The following is a 16,288-nucleotide window of genomic DNA, read 5'->3' as shown; positions in this document are numbered from 1 at the left end:
GCACCCGATCGCGACACCGGAACAGACACTGTGGCACACGCCACAACCTGTGGTAGACCATGGTGCATGTACCCAGGTAACTTCGTCGCCACCACACCGGACAAGCCCGCCATCGTGCGCCCTGCCACCGGCGAGTCACTCACCTACCGGCAACTCGACGAGAATTCGATCCGGCTCGCGAAGTACCTCCGGGAACTCGGACTGAAACCTGGTGACCACATCGCGCTCATCTCCGACAACGATCTGCGCGTGATGGAGGTGTACTGGGCAGCACTGCGCTCGGGCCTGTACATCACCGTCGTCAACTGGCACCTCACCGCGCACGAGGCCGCCTACGTGGTCGACGACTGCGGCGCGAAGGCCCTGATCGTCTCCGCACATGCCGCCGGCGCGGTGGACATGTCCGCCGACGCGTACCCCAACGTGGAACACCGCCTCGTGTACGGGGGCGAGCTGAGCGGGTTCGAAGACTACGCACAGGCCGTCGAGCGCTTCGACACCACACCTCTCGAGGATCAGCCGCGCGGCCAGGACATGCTGTACTCGTCCGGCACCACCGGCCGCCCCAAGGGCATCAAGCCGAAGCTGCCCGACGGGCAGGTCCAGGACATCCCCGACCCCTACACGGCGGTGTTCGCCCCGATGTACGGTTTCGACTCCGACACGGTGTACCTGTGCCCTGCCCCGCTGTACCACGCTGCGCCACTGCGGTTCTGCGGCACCATCCAGTCGGTGGGCGGGACCGTGATCCTCATGGACCGGTTCGATGCCGAAGAGGCACTCGCGCTGATCGATCGGTACGAGGTCACCGCCAGCCAGTGGGTTCCGACGATGTTCGTCCGCATGCTCGAGCTTCCGGAGGAAAGCCGCACGAAGTACGACGTGTCGACTATGAAGGTCGCGATCCACGCGGCGGCTCCGTGCCCGCCCGAGATCAAGCGGGCGATGATCGAGTGGTGGGGTCCCGTGATCAACGAGTACTACGCCTCCACCGAAGGCTCCGGCGCAACCTTCATCAACTCCGAGCAGGCCCTTGCTCGTCCGGGTTCGGTCGGACACGACGGCGTGATGGGACACGTCCGAATCTGCGGGGAGGACGGTATGGAGCTGCCCACCGGGTCGATCGGCACAGTGTGGTGGGAGCGCGACGAGCGTCCGTTCGAGTACCACAACGATCCGGAGAAGACCGAGAAGGCAACACATCCCGACCACCCCACGTGGACGACGAGCGGCGACATCGGGTATCTGGACGAGGACCGGTTCCTGTATCTCACCGATCGCGCGGCGTTCATGATCATCTCGGGTGGCGTGAACATCTACCCGCAGGAGTCCGAGAACGTCCTCACTCTGCACCCGAAGGTGTTCGACGTCGCGGTCATCGGTGTGCCGAACTTCGAGTTGGGCGAGGAGGTCAAGGCCGTCGTGCAACTCGCCGAGGGTGTCGAGCCCGGGCCCGAGGTCGAGCAGGAACTGCTCGAGTACGTGCGGTCCAAGGTGTCGAAGTTCAAGGCTCCGCGCAGCATCGACTTCTCCGATGACCTGCCCCGCACCCCCACCGGCAAGCTCGTCAAGCACAAACTGCGAGCCCGGTACGCTCCGGCGGTATCGTGACGTCGTCCAGCGCGGATCCGAGCACCCTGGCCAGGCAACTCCCGGCCGGGGTTCTCGTCACCGATCCCGACATCCTCGCCGGCTACCGACACGATCGCGCGTTCGACCCGGATGCGGCCGTGCCACTCGCGGTCGTCCGTGCGACCTCCACCGCGGACGTACAGACCGCACTGCGATGGGCGCACGAGAACCGTGTCCCCGTGGTGCCCCGCGGTGCCGGAACGAGCCTGTCCGGCGGCTCGGGCGGTCTGGCCGGCGGAATCGTGCTCAGCACCGAGAAGATGCGCGATATCACGATCGACCCGGCCACACGCACCGCCGTCGCGGGGCCGGGTCTGCTCAATGCCGAGGTCAAGGCTGCCGCCGCCGACCACGGCCTGTGGTACCCGCCCGACCCGTCGTCGTTCGAGATCTGCTCCATCGGCGGCAACGCCGCGACCAATGCGGGCGGGCTCTGCTGCGTCAAGTACGGGGTGACGTCCGACTATGTGCTCGGTCTCGAGGTGGTCCTCGCCGACGGCACCGCGGTACGACTCGGCGGCCCCCGGCTCAAGGACGTCGCGGGCCTGTCGCTCACGAAACTGTTCGTGGGTAGCGAGGGGACCCTCGGAGTCATCACCGAGGTAACGCTTCGCCTGATCCCGCCGCAACCGCCGGCGTCGACCATGGTCGCGACGTTCGGGTCGGTGGAGGCCGCTGCAGCGGCCGTCATCGCGATCACCGCGACCCTCCGTCCCGCAATGCTCGAGTTCATGGACCGCACCACGATCAACGCGGTCGAGGATGCGCTGCGGATGGACCTGGACCGCGGTGCGGAGGCCATGCTGATCGCACGGTCCGACGCCCCGGGCCCGGCCGCGGCACACGAGATCGAGGTGATGGTCCGCGCATGCCGGGATGCCGGGGCCCACGACGTGTTCGACACGGCCGACCCCGACGAAGGCGAGGCGTTCACAGCGGCGCGGCGGATGGCCATTCCTGCGGTCGAACGCCTCGGAAGCCTCCTCCTCGAGGATGTCGGAGTGCCGTTGCCGATGCTCCCCGCACTCGTCGCGGGCGTAGCGGAGATCGCCGACCTCAACGCGGTGACGGTCGCGGTGATCGCGCATGCGGGAGACGGAAACACCCACCCGCTGATCGTCTACGACCCCGCGGACGAGAAGATGACGGAGCGAGCACACGTTGCCTTCGGTCAGATCATGGACCTCGCGATCGACCTCGGTGGCACCATCACCGGGGAGCATGGTGTGGGCAGGCTCAAGAAACCCTGGCTTCCCGCTCAGGTGGGACCCGACGTCATGGCGTTGACCCGCCTGATCAAGAACGCTCTCGATCCCCGTTCGATCCTCAACCCAGGGGCTGTCCTGTGACGAAAAGCCAACCGACCGACCCCGCGACCAGCCCTATCCGCACCTCGGTGCCGCCGTGGCAGAGAACACGCCATAATCGGGGCGTGAACATGCGTACGCCAGAGTCCGGTACCGATCTTCCGCTACGCGATACCCGGTATCGGGAGCTCGAGCTCTACCCCGAGTTCGACTTCGTCACCGCCTGGTTGCGCGACTACGTCCGCTCGACGATCGACAATGCACGCATCAGCGAGCGCGAGTACTGGTCTGTCGTATGTCTTCCCTCCGTCGGTGCATCGGACGAGGGCCATCGCATGATCAGTGTCCATGCCGGTGACCAGGAAATTGCGTGCTTGTACGTCGACACCAGCGTCCGCGAGGACAGGCAGGTGGGCGGCTTCGTGACTGTCGACACACGCGTCCTCGAGCAGTCGTGCGGCGCCGATATCGACCGGATCACCGAGAGCTCCCCGGCGCTGAGTGTCCACCGTAGCGGCGACCAGGTGTCGATCGGCTGGAGTGAGACGCCGGCCAGTCGCGAACAGTTCGATGCGCTCCCGTGGCGGCCCGCGGCGCACGAACTCGTCCGCCGGTTGATGCAGAACGGCAGGAATTACTGGGCGGATGCGCACTGCCCGCAGCTCGCCATGTTCGCTCTGGAGTAGAAGCCGCGCGTAGTTCGCGAACCTGTCGGACGTCGGGTGCACCATGGAATGGTGACCGACGTCCTCGCTCGTTTCTCCGCTCCCACCCGGGAGTGGTTCGACGGCGCTTTCGACGCACCCACACCCGCCCAGCTGGGCGCGTGGGATGCGATCTCGTCGGGTGCGCATACTCTCGTCGTCGCGCCCACCGGTTCGGGTAAGACGCTGTCTGCGTTCCTGTGGTCACTGGACAGGCTCGCCGCACACCCCGAAGAATCCGACGCCCCGCGCGAACACCGCACCCGGGTCCTCTACATCTCGCCCCTGAAGGCGCTCGGGGTCGACGTCGAACGCAACCTCAGGTCGCCGCTCGTCGGCATCACTCAGACCGCGAAGCGGCTCGGCCTGACGCCACCCGAGATCACCGTGGGTGTCCGCTCGGGCGACACCTCGCAGGCCGACCGCCGCAAGCTCGCCCGCACTCCCCCCGACATCCTCATCACTACCCCCGAGTCGCTGTTCCTCATGCTCACCTCGGCCACGCGCGAGAGCCTCGCCGGCGTCGAATCGGTGATCGTCGACGAAGTGCACGCCGTCGCCGGAACCAAACGCGGCGCGCATCTGGCGCTGTCCCTCGAACGTCTCGATCTGCTGCTGCCGAAACCCGCGCAGCGGATCGGGCTGTCCGCAACCGTGCGCCCGCACGAGGAGGTGGGCCGCTTCCTCGTCGGCGGAGCACCCATCCGGATCGTGGCCCCGCCCGCGGCGAAGACCTGGGATCTCACCGTCCAGGTTCCGGTCGAGGACATGACCGAGCTCGGAGGGTCCCATCCGAATGAGGACTCTGAATCGCCCACTCCCCAGGCAGGGTCGATCTGGCCGCACGTCGAGGAACAGATCGTCGATCTCGTCACCGCCCACCGTTCGACGATCGTGTTCGCGAATTCGCGGCGACTGTCCGAACGGTTGACCGGCCGGCTCAACGAGATCTACACCGAACGCACCGGCAGCACCGTCGACCGCGAGCCCGCACCGCCCGCGCTCCTGGGCGCGTCGACCGAGGTGACCTACGGCGCCGAACCCGTTCTCGCCCGCGCCCATCATGGCTCGGTGAGCAAAGACCAGCGCGCTCTCATCGAAGACGACCTGAAATCGGGCCGCCTGCGCTGCGTCGTGGCGACGTCGAGTCTCGAGCTCGGTATCGACATGGGGGCGGTGGATCTCGTCATCCAGGTCGAGGCTCCACCGTCTGTGGCGAGCGGGTTGCAACGGGTGGGCCGGGCCGGGCACCAGGTCGGTGAGACCTCACGCGGCGTGCTGTTCCCCAAGCACCGCACCGACCTGATCCACTGCGCCGTCACCGTGGAGCGGATGGTCGCCGGGCACATCGAGGCCCTGCAGGTCCCTGCGAACCCTCTCGATGTCCTCGCGCAGCAGACGGTGGCCGCAGCCGCGCTCGAACCGATCGGTGTCGACGACTGGTTCGACACCGTCCGGCGGAGCGGGTCGTTCGCGTCCCTGTCACGCGGCGTCTTCGAATCGGTGCTCGATCTGCTCTCGGGCCGCTATCCGTCGGACGAGTTCGCCGAGCTGCGTCCTCGCGTGGTGTGGGACCGCACCGAGGGCACGCTGGCGGGCCGGCCCGGAGCGCAACGCCTCGCCGTCACCTCCGGCGGAACCATCCCCGACCGTGGTCTGTTCACCGTGTACATGGTGGGTGAGAAGAACACCCGGGTCGGGGAACTCGACGAGGAGATGGTCTACGAGTCGCGGGTCGGCGATGTGTTCGCGCTCGGCGCGACCAGCTGGCGGATCGAGGAGATCACGTTCGACCGGGTGCTCGTGTCGCCCGCGTTCGGCCGCGCCGGGCGGCTGCCGTTCTGGCACGGAGACAACCAAGGCCGCCCTGCCGAGCTCGGCGCGGCCCTCGGTGCGTTCATCCGCGAGCTCGGCCACGCGGCACCCGACGACGCCGACTCGCGATGCCGCGCCGGGGGGCTCGACGAATACGCGACCGCGAATCTGATCGGCCTCCTCGACGAGCAACGCACAGCCACCGGCCACCTCCCCACCGATCGCACCCTCGTCGTCGAGCGTTTCCGCGACGAACTCGGCGACTGGCGTCTCGTCCTGCATTCCCCGTTCGGTCTGCGCGTCCACGCACCGTGGGCTCTCGCCGTCGGGGCGCGCCTGCTCGACCGGTTCGGTGTCGAGGCGCACCCGTCGCCGTCCGACGACGGCATCATCGTCCGGCTGCCGGACACCGAGGACGACCCGCCGGGCGCCGACATCTTCGTCTTCGACCACGACGAGATCGAGGATCTGGTCACCGAGCAGGTGGGTGGCTCGTCCCTGTTCGCGTCCCGGTTCCGTGAATGTTCGGCGCGCGCCTTGCTGCTGCCGCGGCGCAACCCCGGCAAGCGGGCACCGCTGTGGCAGCAACGTCAGCGTTCCGCGCAACTGCTCGATGTGGCCCGCCGGTATCCGAGTTTCCCGATCCTGCTCGAGACAGTGCGGGAATGCCTGCAGGACGTCTACGACCTCCCTGCGCTGCGTGAGCTTCTCGGCCGTCTGGCGCGGCGACAGATCCGGCTCGTCGAGGTCGAGACCCCCACGGCGTCGCCGTTCGCGACCTCGCTGCTGTTCGACTACGTCGGCGCATTCCTCTACGAGGGCGACAGTCCGCTCGCCGAGCGGCGCGCGGCGGCGCTCTCGCTGGATTCGACGTTGCTCGCCGAGTTGCTAGGCCGGGTCGAGCTGCGCGAACTGCTCGACGCCGACGTGATCGATCAGGCCGAGCTCGAATTGCAGCGCTTGGTGCCAGAGCGGCGTGCTCGGGACGCGGAGGGCGTTGCGGACCTGCTGCGTCTGCTGGGGCCGCTGACCGACGCCGAACTGTGGGAGCGCAGTACCGACGATCCGGGTTCGTGGCTCGCCGACCTGTCGGTGCAGCGACGCGTGCTGCCGGTATCGTACGCAGGCGAGAAATGGTGGGCAGCAATCGAAGACGCATCGCGTCTGCGTGATGCGCTCGGTGTGCCCTTGCCGATCGGGGTGCCCACGGCGTTCGTCGAACCGGTCGCAGATCCACTCGGCGATCTCGTCGCCCGTCATGCCCGGACACACGGACCGTTCACTTCGGAGGCGGTAGGGGCCCGTCTCGGTCTCGGTACGGCCGTCGTCGAATCCGTTCTGCAGCAATTGGCCGACGAGAAGCGCGTCACCTCGGGTGAGTTCCGTCCCGGCGCCACCGGACCCGAGTGGTGCGACAGCGAGGTTCTGCGCCGTCTGCGTCGACGTTCCCTGGCCGCGGCTCGCCACGAGGTGGAGCCGGTGAGCACCGCAACCCTCGGCCGGTTCCTGCCCGACTGGCATCACCTCGGACGGGGGCCGGGTGCGAGCGCGCTCTACGGTCTCGACGGTGTCGCGGCCGTCGCCGAGCAGATCGCGGGTGTGCCCGTCCCCGCGAGCGCACTCGAACCGCTGATCCTCGCGCCACGAGTGCGCGACTACTCACCCGCCATGCTCGACGAGTTGACGTCGAACGGCGAGATCGTCTGGTCCGGTGCCGGCTCGATCTCGGGGAAGGACGGCTGGATCGCGCTGCATCCCGCCGACCTGGCTCCCGCCACGCTCGCACCCGCCGAGGACATCGAGATGACCGGTCTCCACCGGACGATCCTCGAAGCCCTCTCAGGTGGAGGCGCATACTTCTTCCGGCAACTCGGGGATGCGGTGAACGCACTCGTACCGGACGCCACCGACACGGCTCTGGCTGCAGCGATGTGGGATCTGGTGTGGAGTGGGCACATCGTCGGCGACACCCTCGCACCGTTGCGTGCCCTCATCGGCGACACGTCGCGCGCGACGCCGGCGCACCGCACGCCGCGGCGGGCTCCCCGCGCCCGCATGTACCGGGCACGTCCGGTCGTTCCGTCACGGTCGGGGCCGCCGACGGTGGCCGGCCGCTGGTCGGTGCTGCCCGAGCGTGAGACCGATCCGACGGTGCGTGCACACATCACCGCCGAGCTGTTCCTCGAGCGGTACGGCGTGGTGACCCGAGGTGCCGTGACGAGCGAATCCGTTCCGGGTGGTTTCGCGCTCATGTACAGGGTGCTCAGCCGATTCGAGGAAACAGGTCGTTGCCGGCGGGGGTATTTCGTCGATTCGCTCGGAGGAGCGCAGTTCTCGACTCCCGACGTGGTGGATGGGCTGCGCTCGTTCTCCGATTCCCTCGAAGGCCGCCACACCCGCACCGAGGCGGTGACGCTCGCCGCGTGCGATCCCGCCAACCCGTACGGTGCCGCACTCCCCTGGCCGAAAGCAGCGGCGGAGACCGCGAACACGTCGAAACATCGGCCGGGACGGAAAGCCGGCGGCCTCGTGGTGCTTGTCGACGGCAGTCTCGTAGTGTTCGTCGAGCGCGGTGGGCGGACGCTGCTCACCTTCACCGACGATCCCGGCCGACTACGCACCGCGTTCGCGTCGCTCGCCCACACCGTCAAGAACGGCGGCGTCGACAAGATCGTCGTCGAGAAGATCGACGGCGCTTCGATCCACGGCCATACCCTCGCGGAACTGCTCGGCGAGGCCGGGTTCTCCGCGACACCACGCGGGTATCGGTTGAGGTCCTGACATGCCCGAGGGCGACACGGTGTTCCAGGCGGCCGCACGGCTGCACGCAGTACTGGCGGGAAACATCCTGACCGAGAGCGATTTCCGAGTCCCGCGGCTCGCGACGGCCGATCTCACCGGTGAGACGGTGGAGGAAGTCGCCGCGCGCGGAAAGCACATTCTGGTTCGCCTGCCGCAATGCACCTTTCACTCGCATCTGATGATGGACGGGCAGTGGCACGTGTACGAGCGCGGAAGCCGCTGGCGCAAGCCGGGTTTCCGGGCCCGTGCGGTACTCGGTACCGAACGGATGCAGGCGGTGGGATTCGACCTCGGCATCATCGAAGTTCTCCCTCGTGAGAAGGAAGCCGACGCGGTCGGGCACCTCGGACCGGACCTGCTCGGGCCCGACTGGGATCCGCTGCTTGCCGCCGGCAATCTCACGCGTGAGCCTGACCGTCCGATCGGGCTTGCGCTGCTCGACCAGCGCATCATGGCCGGCGTGGGCAATGTCTACCGTAGTGAACTGTGTTTCCTGCGCGGAGTCGATCCCGCGACACCGGTACGATTGGCCGGTGACCCGACCGCGTGGGCCGAACTCGCGCACCGAGTGTTGCACACCAACCGGAACAGGACCCCCAGGGTGACGACCGGGGATCTGCGCCGAGGTCGTCAGCTGTGGGTGTACGGACGCCGCGGCCAACCGTGTCTGCGCTGCGGACTGCCCATCGAATCGGGAACCCTGGCCGATCCATCCGGCCTCATGAACAGCCGCGCCGCGGCAGGTGCCGAACGCGTGGTCTACCGCTGTCCCGGGTGTCAGCCGCCGCGCTGAGCGTCGTGCGCGGCCCGCTCGAGGAGCGCAACACAGTGGTGCACGAACGTCTCGCGTGGGACGGTGATCGCCCCGTCGAGATATCCCATGAACAGGCTGGTCAAGGCACCGACGAGCCCCACGGCCACCATGGTGCGGACGGCGTCGTCGCCGATCTCCGTGAGTTGGGCGCTGACGAGCGCGACGAACACCGGTGCAAGTTCGACGCCCCTCCCGCTGATCGCGGGTTCACGCAACGGCGCGAGCAGAAGCACGCGACCCATCGCAGGTTCGTCGACCATCAGGGCCACGAAGGCCCGGACCGCTGCTTCCGCCCGGCGGGTGTGCTCCGCAGAGGTTACTGCTGCAACGAGTGCGTCGCGGGCGCGTTCGCCCACGAGTCCGTACACCTCCCGGACGAATGCGTCGCGGTCGGTGAAACTCTCGTAGAAGTAGCGTTCGGTGAGTTCGGCGGCCCGGCACACCGCGCGCACATTCGCGACGGATCCGTCGGGGGCGCCGATGAGGGCGATCCCCGCGTCGAGGAGACGTTCCCTGCGGACACGCCGACGTTCGTCGAGGCCGATTCCCGCCCAGCTTCGGCGCGTGGTGTCCACCGTGTGCAATTCCTGTCGTTGACTACGTGTGAACCGGATCCTACTCTGACAACATGCGTAGTCAGAGCTCTTCGCAGGACGCCGAGTCCACCACACCCGAGAGCGATCCCCTTCCTCTCGGGCCCGATTCACTGACCTGGAAGTACTTCGGTGGATGGCGCGGGATGCTGTTCGGCCCGTGGGCCGGGTCGATGCAGAACATGCACCCCGGTCTCGGCGCCGGCGTCGAGGATCACTCGCAGTTCTTCGACGAGAGATTCGAACGGCTCTACCGGTCGCTGTACCCGATCTACGGGGTCGTCTTCGACGGCGAACGCGCCCCTGAGACGGCCAGGCAGGTCCGCGGCTACCACAACACGATCAAGGGCGTCGACAAGTTGGGCCGCAAGTACCACGCGCTCGACCCCGGCACCTACTACTGGGCGCACGCCACGTTCTTCTACAGTCTCGTGATCTCCGTCGAATGGTTCGAGGGACCGCTCACCCTCGAGCAGAAGCACCGGCTGTTCGACGAACACGTCCAGTGGTACCGCCTCTACGGTATGTCGATGAAGTCCGTCCCCGGATCGTGGGAGGCGTTCACCGAGTACTGGGACGACATGTGCCGCAACGTCCTCGAAGACAACAAGGCCACCCGCGACGTTCTCGACCTGTCGAACCTCGACCGGCCGCCGTTCATGCGCTGGTTCCCCGAACCGATATGGAAGATCGTGCGCCCACCGGCCACACGCGGGTTCATCTGGCTCACTGTGGGTCTGTACGACCAGGCCGTGCGCGACCTCCTCGAATACAGCTGGAGCCCCCGCGAGGAGAAGCTCCACCGACTGATCGGCCGTGCCATCGGGCTCGGGAACCGTTTGGTCCCTTGGCGGTACCGCTACCACCCGCGGGCCCGCGCCGGTTGGGATCGCGTATCCGGCCGCATCACGGCGAATACTCCGCTCGTGCACACCCCCGCCCGGAACCTGCCGCCGATCGACCGACGCGACTCCCCTGTGCACTACAGCCCGGACCTTTCCGAACAACGCTGAGATTCTCACAACGCTGAGATTTTCGCCGGCACCTGCCACGCTGGTCGGTATGGGACTCGACGCCAACGCACTACTCCACGGGCCGTTGTTCTCCCGAAGCACGCCACTCGACCGCACCAATGCTGCAAGCCGTATCAGCGCGTATGTCTACGGCAACGTGCTGGTGCTGGCGGTGCTCATCCCGATCGTCCCGGGACCGAACTACGTGGGAATCGCGATCGTCCTCGGCACCGCATTGTCGACGTTCGTGGCACACGCCTTCGCGGAATCGGTGGGCCACAGCGTCCGGCAGGGAAGCCGTCTCACCACTGCCGAGCGGCGGGCGGAGTTACGCGACTCAGTGCCCATCCTCACCTCGGCGGTCGTCCCGTGCGTCGTCCTCGCGATCGGATGGCTCGGCTGGATCGAGCCGCGTACCGCTCAGTTGCTTGCGGAGCTGGCGGTGCTCGTGCGGATCGGCGGCATCGCGTTCGTGATCGGACGGCTCAACGGTGAGCGTCCCAGCACTCGACTGCTGATGTCCGCAGCCGCGCTGACCCTGGTGGGTGCGACGGTCGTGGTGGTCAAGGTGCTGCTCACCCACTGAGGGTTCGCGGACACTGATCACTCACAGGCCGGCACTTACTTCACAGGCCGGCACTTACTTCACAGGCACTGGTTCGAGGATCTCCGCGCGCGCCTCCGGAGCCGCGACGCGCAACGCATCAGCGGATTCGTCGTCCAGCCGGCTCTGCGAATCGATCTCGGCCTCGACCCTGGCCCGATACGTCTCCACCTCCCGGTCCACCGTCGCCTCGTCCCAGCCGAGAACCGGCGCCACCAGATGCGTCACCTGTTCCGCACAGTGCATGCCCCGATGCGGATACTCGATCGAGATCCGGGTACGGCGGGCGAGGATGTCCTCGAGATGCAGCGCACCCTCGGCGGCAGCCGCGTAGACGGCCTCGACCTGGAGGTACAGCGGAGCGTCGGTGATCGGCTCGAGCAGTTCGGGACGGCCGTCCGCGCACGCGAGGACGTCGTCGATCAATGAGCCGTACCGGTCGAGGAGGTGCTTGACCCGGTACGGGTGGAGTCCGTGCTGCTCGGCGAGATGCATAGTCTGATTGACCAGGGCGAAGTACCCGTCCGCGCCCAGGAGCGGCACCTTCTCGGTGATCGACGGCGCGATGCGCGACGGAATGTCCTCCGCCGCCAGATCCACCGCGTCCTCGGCCATCACACGGTAGGTCGTGTACTTGCCGCCGGCGATCGCCACCAGTCCGGGCGAGACCCGCGCGACCGCATGTTCGCGCGAGAGTTTCGACGTCTCGTCGCTCTCGCCCGCCAGCAACGGGCGCAGGCCTGCGTAGACCCCGTCGATGTCGTCGTGGGTGATCGGGACGACGAGAACGCTGTTGACGTGGTCGAGGATGTAGTCGATGTCGGCCTTCGTCGCGGCGGGATGTGCAAGATCGAGGTTCCAGTCGGTGTCCGTGGTGCCGATGATCCAGTGGTTTCCCCACGGGATGACGAACAACACCGACTTCTCGGTCCGCAGGATGATCGCCGAGTCGCTCACGATCCGGTCGCGCGGGACCACGATGTGCACGCCCTTCGACGCACGCACCCGGAACCGGCCGCGTTGGCGCGACAGCGCCTGGATTTCGTCGGTCCACACGCCGGTCGCGTTGATGACCACGTGGGCGCGTACTTCGGTGACGGAACCGTCCTCGCTGTCACGCACCCGGACACCCGACACCCGGTCGGCTTCGCGCAGGAACCCGACGACCTGGGTCGAAGTTCGCACGACCGCGCCGTACTGGGCCGCCGTCCGCGCGACCGTCATGGTGTGGCGGGCGTCATCGACGACCGTGTCGTAATAACGGATCCCGCCGACGAGGGAATTGCGCTTGAGTCCCGGCGCCATTCTCAGCGCGCCCGAGCGCGTCAGGTGTTTCTGCGCGGGAACGGATTTCGCTCCGCCCATCCGGTCGTAGAGGAAGATGCCGGCTGCCATGTACGGCCGCTCCCATACGCGATGGGTGAGCGGGAACAGGAACTTCAGCGGCTTGACCAGATGCGGTGCGAGTGTCGACAGCGACAGTTCGCGTTCGCGCAGTGCCTCCCGGACCAGGCCGAACTCCAGTTGCTCGAGGTAGCGCAGACCCCCGTGGAACATCTTCGACGACCGGCTCGACGTGCCCGACGCGAAGTCCCGGGCCTCGACGAGTGCCACGCGCAGGCCGCGGGTCGCGGCGTCGAGTGCGGCCCCCGCCCCGACAACACCACCACCGATCACCACGACGTCGAACTGCTCGTCGCCGAGTCGTCGCCATGCTTCCTCGCGCTGCTGCGGACCGAGAATCTGTACACCTGATTGGTTGGTCACCGCACCGCTCCCTCAGTCGCCGACATGTCCTGCACAACGCTAGTAGGTTCGACCGCACAGTGCTGTGCCAGTGAACACCGTTTCGACACCTCGAGGATCCCCGTGAATCAGTACATCGCCGCGATCGACCAGGGCACCACGTCCAGCCGATGCATCATCTTCGACCACGACGGGCGTGTCGTGTCGGTTGCGCAGAAGGAACACCGGCAGATCTTCCCGCAGGCGGGCTGGGTCGAGCATGATCCCGAGGAACTGTGGCTCAACACTCGCGAAGTGGGTGCTGCGGCACTCGCGAAGGCGGATCTGCGCAGGAAGGACATCGCGGCGATCGGGATCACCAACCAACGTGAGACCACTATCGTGTGGGATCGCACCACCGGAAAGCCGGTGTACAACGCGATCGTGTGGCAGGACACCCGGACCGATCGGCTGGTGGAGCGACTGGCGGGAGACGACGGGCCAGACCGGTATCGGGCCGCCACGGGGCTGCCACTGTCCACCTACTTCTCCGGGCCGAAGGTCCGGTGGATCCTCGACAATGTCGACGGGGCGCGGGAGAAGGCCGAGGCGGGCCGCCTCGCATTCGGCACGGTCGACACCTGGATCCTGTGGCACCTCACCGGCGGCTGTGGACAGGACGGCAATCCGCCGGGCGTCCACGTCACGGACGTGACCAACGCTTCGCGCACGATGCTGATGGATCTCGAGACCCTGCAGTGGGATCCGCAGATCTGTGAGGACTTCGGCATTCCGATGTCCGTGCTGCCGGAGATTCGCAGTTCGTCCGAGGTGTACGGACACGCACGCGAGCGTGGCCCGCTCGCGGGGGTGCCCGTGGCCGGCATCCTCGGCGACCAGCAGGCCGCTACCTTCGGCCAGGCATGTCTGTCGCCGGGGGAAGCGAAGAACACCTACGGCACCGGAAATTTCCTCCTCCTGAACACCGGGACGACGCCGGTGCACAGCAAGCACGGACTGCTCACCACCGTGTGTTACCGCATCGGCGATGCGGACGCCGTCTACGCCCTGGAAGGGTCGATCGCGGTGACAGGATCGCTGGTGCAGTGGCTACGTGACAATCTCGGCATCATCGACTCTGCTGCGGAGATCGAGACGCTCGCGGCGTCTGTTCCCGACAACGGCGGTGCCTACATCGTGCCGGCGTTCTCGGGTCTCTTCGCGCCACGATGGCGGCCGGACGCGCGCGGTGTGATCGCCGGTCTCACTCGGTTCGTCGACAAGAGGCACCTGGCGCGGGCCGCTCTCGAGTCCACAGCCTTCCAGACCCGCGAGGTACTCGAAGCGATGCGGGCCGACTCCCAGGTGGACCTGAGCATCCTCAAGGTCGATGGCGGGATGGTCGCGAACGAGTTGCTCATGCAGTTCCAATCCGACATGCTCGCGGTTCCGGTGGTGCGTCCGATCGTGCCGGAGACCACCGCGCTCGGCGCGGCCTATGCCGCCGGACTCGCCGTCGGATACTGGAGCAGCGAAGACGATATCCGGCGGAACTGGACGGCCGACAAGACCTGGGAACCCACCATGGCTGCGGACGAGCGTGGGAGTCTCTACGCCGCCTGGAACAAGGCGGTCGAGCGCACGTACGACTGGGCCTGATCCGGCTCGGCCCGTTCGTGCACCATCGACTATCCCGTGAGCCACATGCCGTCGGGAATCGGCGCACCGAGACCCGACAGCCGGACCCCGTGCACGTCGTCGCCGATGAGCACCGCCGGCGCGGGCCGGACGTACCACGCACCCGGGATCAGCTCGGCCAGGCGTTCCTGCACAATGCCGTAGGCCGCCTCGCGCTCGTCCACAGTGGTGCCGACACGACCGGCGTCGAGCGCCGCGTCGAGGTCGGGGTCATCGATTCCCACGATGTTCCCCATGGACGTCGAGTGGAAGCTCGACCAGAGGGAATGATCGGGGTCCTGAATTGTCACGCCGTGGACCATCATGTCGAAGTCGCGCGTGCCGAACCGCGCGAATCTGGCGGGGAAATCGAGGACCTCGACCTCGACCTCGACGTTCTCGAACGCTCTCAGCTGTGCCTGTGTGGTCTCCGCGACCGCCTTGTTCTCCACGGTCGGGAACGTCGTGAAAGTGAACGACACCGGCTTCCCCTCGGCCGCCAGCTCATCGAACAGTTGCTGTGCAGCTTCCGTGTCGTGGCCACCGAGCGGGATGTCCGAGTACCACGGCGAATCCTCCAGGAAGAGGGTGTCGGGGACGACGCCTTCGCCGTTGTAGACGGTCGTATTCATCGCATCCAGATCCACCGCAAGCGACACCGCCCTCCGGGCGCGTGGATCATCGAAGGGGGCACGACGGTGATTCATGCCGAGGTACTGCCCACCGCCCATCGGCACGACCTCGACCGCCGTTCCTGCGTCTTCCGCTGTAGCGAGAGTGCTCCAGTTGCTGTCCGAGGCCAGGTCCGCGCCGCCGGTGGTGATCGAGTTGAGCCGTTGTGTGGTGTCGGCAGACGTGCGGATCGTGAGTCCGTCCAGGTACGGCCGGGGCGCATCCCAGTAGTTCGGGTTCTTCTCGAGCTCGATGACGTCCTGTCTGGACCAGTTCGCCAGCGCGAAAGGACCTGCACCGATCGGGTTCTCGTCGAACGCCGCCGCGCCCTGCTGCAGCGCGCCCGGGGACGCGATCCAGTTCATCGAGCTGACGATCACGCTGTGCGCGTAGTTCGGGTTCGGTGCCGCCAACGTGACTTCGAGCGTCGTCGGGCCGAGCACCTCGGTCGACGCGATCTGCGATGCCTCACCGATCGATCCCGACGCGGTGGCGGGGTCGCGCAAACGATCCCAATTGAACTTGACTGCCTCCGCGTCGAGCGGTGTGCCGTCGGAGAACGTCACGTCGGGTCGCAGTGACAGCACCATCGTGGCACCGCCGTCGTCGCTCGAGAAGTCGGTGGCCAATCCGTATTCGATCTCGAGGGTGTCGACGTCGGTGGTCATCAGCGTGCCGTACAGCGCGTTACCCAGCAGGGACGAACCCGCGTATGTATTGCTCATCGCCGCGGGGTCGAGTGTGCGCGGCTCACCCATCTGGATGACGGTCGCGACACCGCCCGCAACCGGTTCGCCGACCTGCGCCGGATCATTGTCTGCGCTACCGGAATCCGACCCGCCGCACGCACTCAGCAGCAGGACGGAACATACCGCGACGGCTGCCGCATCGATGCTGCGCCGCCTCCATGACAGTCTTCCTCGAAACATT

At 67.0% G+C, this 16,288-nt stretch carries 11 protein-coding genes; 8 read left to right on the top strand and 3 right to left on the bottom strand.

Annotation, left to right across the window (positions count from 1 at the left end):
* The first annotated feature begins 66 nt into the window (after positions 1–66).
* From Q7514_RS08070 to Q7514_RS08050, 5 genes are all read left to right on the top strand, one after another.
* Positions 67–1,611: an AMP-binding protein gene (locus Q7514_RS08070; RefSeq protein WP_330132744.1), complete on the top strand. Its 1,545-nt coding sequence runs from the start codon at positions 67–69 to the stop codon at positions 1,609–1,611.
* Positions 1,608–2,981 (top strand): FAD-binding oxidoreductase, encoded by a 1,374-nt coding sequence (locus tag Q7514_RS08065; protein WP_330132743.1) that lies wholly within the window; start codon positions 1,608–1,610, stop codon positions 2,979–2,981. The genes Q7514_RS08070 and Q7514_RS08065 overlap by 4 nt, the downstream gene beginning before the upstream one ends.
* A gap of 89 nt (positions 2,982–3,070) precedes the next feature.
* The gene (locus tag Q7514_RS08060; RefSeq protein WP_330133077.1) at positions 3,071–3,625 is read left to right on the top strand and encodes a hypothetical protein; all 555 of its coding nucleotides are present in this window, start codon (positions 3,071–3,073) and stop codon (positions 3,623–3,625) included.
* Positions 3,626–3,673: 48 nt separating this feature from the next.
* Complete coding sequence (locus Q7514_RS08055) at positions 3,674–8,239, top strand: ATP-dependent helicase (RefSeq protein ID WP_330132742.1); 4,566 nt, start codon at positions 3,674–3,676, stop codon at positions 8,237–8,239.
* 1 nt (position 8,240) lies between these two features.
* Positions 8,241–9,053, top strand: coding sequence for a DNA-formamidopyrimidine glycosylase family protein (locus Q7514_RS08050; RefSeq protein WP_330132741.1), 813 nt, complete (start codon positions 8,241–8,243; stop codon positions 9,051–9,053).
* On the opposite strand, the gene Q7514_RS08045 is transcribed toward Q7514_RS08050, so the two are convergent.
* Entirely contained in the window at positions 9,038–9,649 is a 612-nt protein-coding gene (locus Q7514_RS08045; RefSeq protein ID WP_408016056.1) for a TetR/AcrR family transcriptional regulator, read from the bottom strand. The two genes, Q7514_RS08050 and Q7514_RS08045, sit on opposite strands and share 16 nt — an antisense overlap.
* Before the next feature lie 53 nt (positions 9,650–9,702).
* Between Q7514_RS08045 and Q7514_RS08040 the strand changes: the two genes are divergently transcribed.
* Together Q7514_RS08040 and Q7514_RS08035 are read left to right on the top strand one after the other, a co-directional pair.
* Complete coding sequence (locus Q7514_RS08040) at positions 9,703–10,680, top strand: oxygenase MpaB family protein (protein WP_330132740.1); 978 nt, start codon at positions 9,703–9,705, stop codon at positions 10,678–10,680.
* 49 nt (positions 10,681–10,729) lie between these two features.
* The gene (locus Q7514_RS08035; protein WP_330132739.1) at positions 10,730–11,266 is read left to right on the top strand and encodes a hypothetical protein; all 537 of its coding nucleotides are present in this window, start codon (positions 10,730–10,732) and stop codon (positions 11,264–11,266) included.
* Between the two features lie 54 nt (positions 11,267–11,320).
* Here Q7514_RS08035 and glpD read toward each other — a convergent pair whose 3' ends face one another.
* Positions 11,321–13,051, bottom strand: a complete 1,731-nt coding sequence (gene glpD / locus Q7514_RS08030; protein ID WP_330132738.1) for a glycerol-3-phosphate dehydrogenase — start codon at positions 13,049–13,051, stop codon at positions 11,321–11,323.
* Between the two features lie 102 nt (positions 13,052–13,153).
* Here glpD and glpK point away from each other — a divergent pair, with 102 nt between their 5' ends.
* A complete protein-coding gene (gene glpK, locus Q7514_RS08025) occupies positions 13,154–14,668 on the top strand; it encodes a glycerol kinase GlpK (RefSeq protein ID WP_330132737.1) in 1,515 nt (504 codons plus the stop codon).
* Positions 14,669–14,697: 29 nt separating this feature from the next.
* Here the strand turns inward: glpK and Q7514_RS08020 are convergent, their stop codons facing one another.
* A complete protein-coding gene (locus Q7514_RS08020; RefSeq protein WP_330132736.1) occupies positions 14,698–16,287 on the bottom strand; it encodes an ABC transporter substrate-binding protein in 1,590 nt (529 codons plus the stop codon).
* Between the last annotated feature and the right edge of the window lies 1 nt (position 16,288).

This window comes from Rhodococcus artemisiae (assembly GCF_036327795.1).
GTDB classification, from domain to species: Bacteria; Actinomycetota; Actinomycetes; order Mycobacteriales; family Mycobacteriaceae; genus Rhodococcus; species Rhodococcus artemisiae.
The sequence above is the reverse complement of the archived record's forward strand: the minus strand, read 5'-3'. Positions and strand labels throughout refer to the sequence as shown.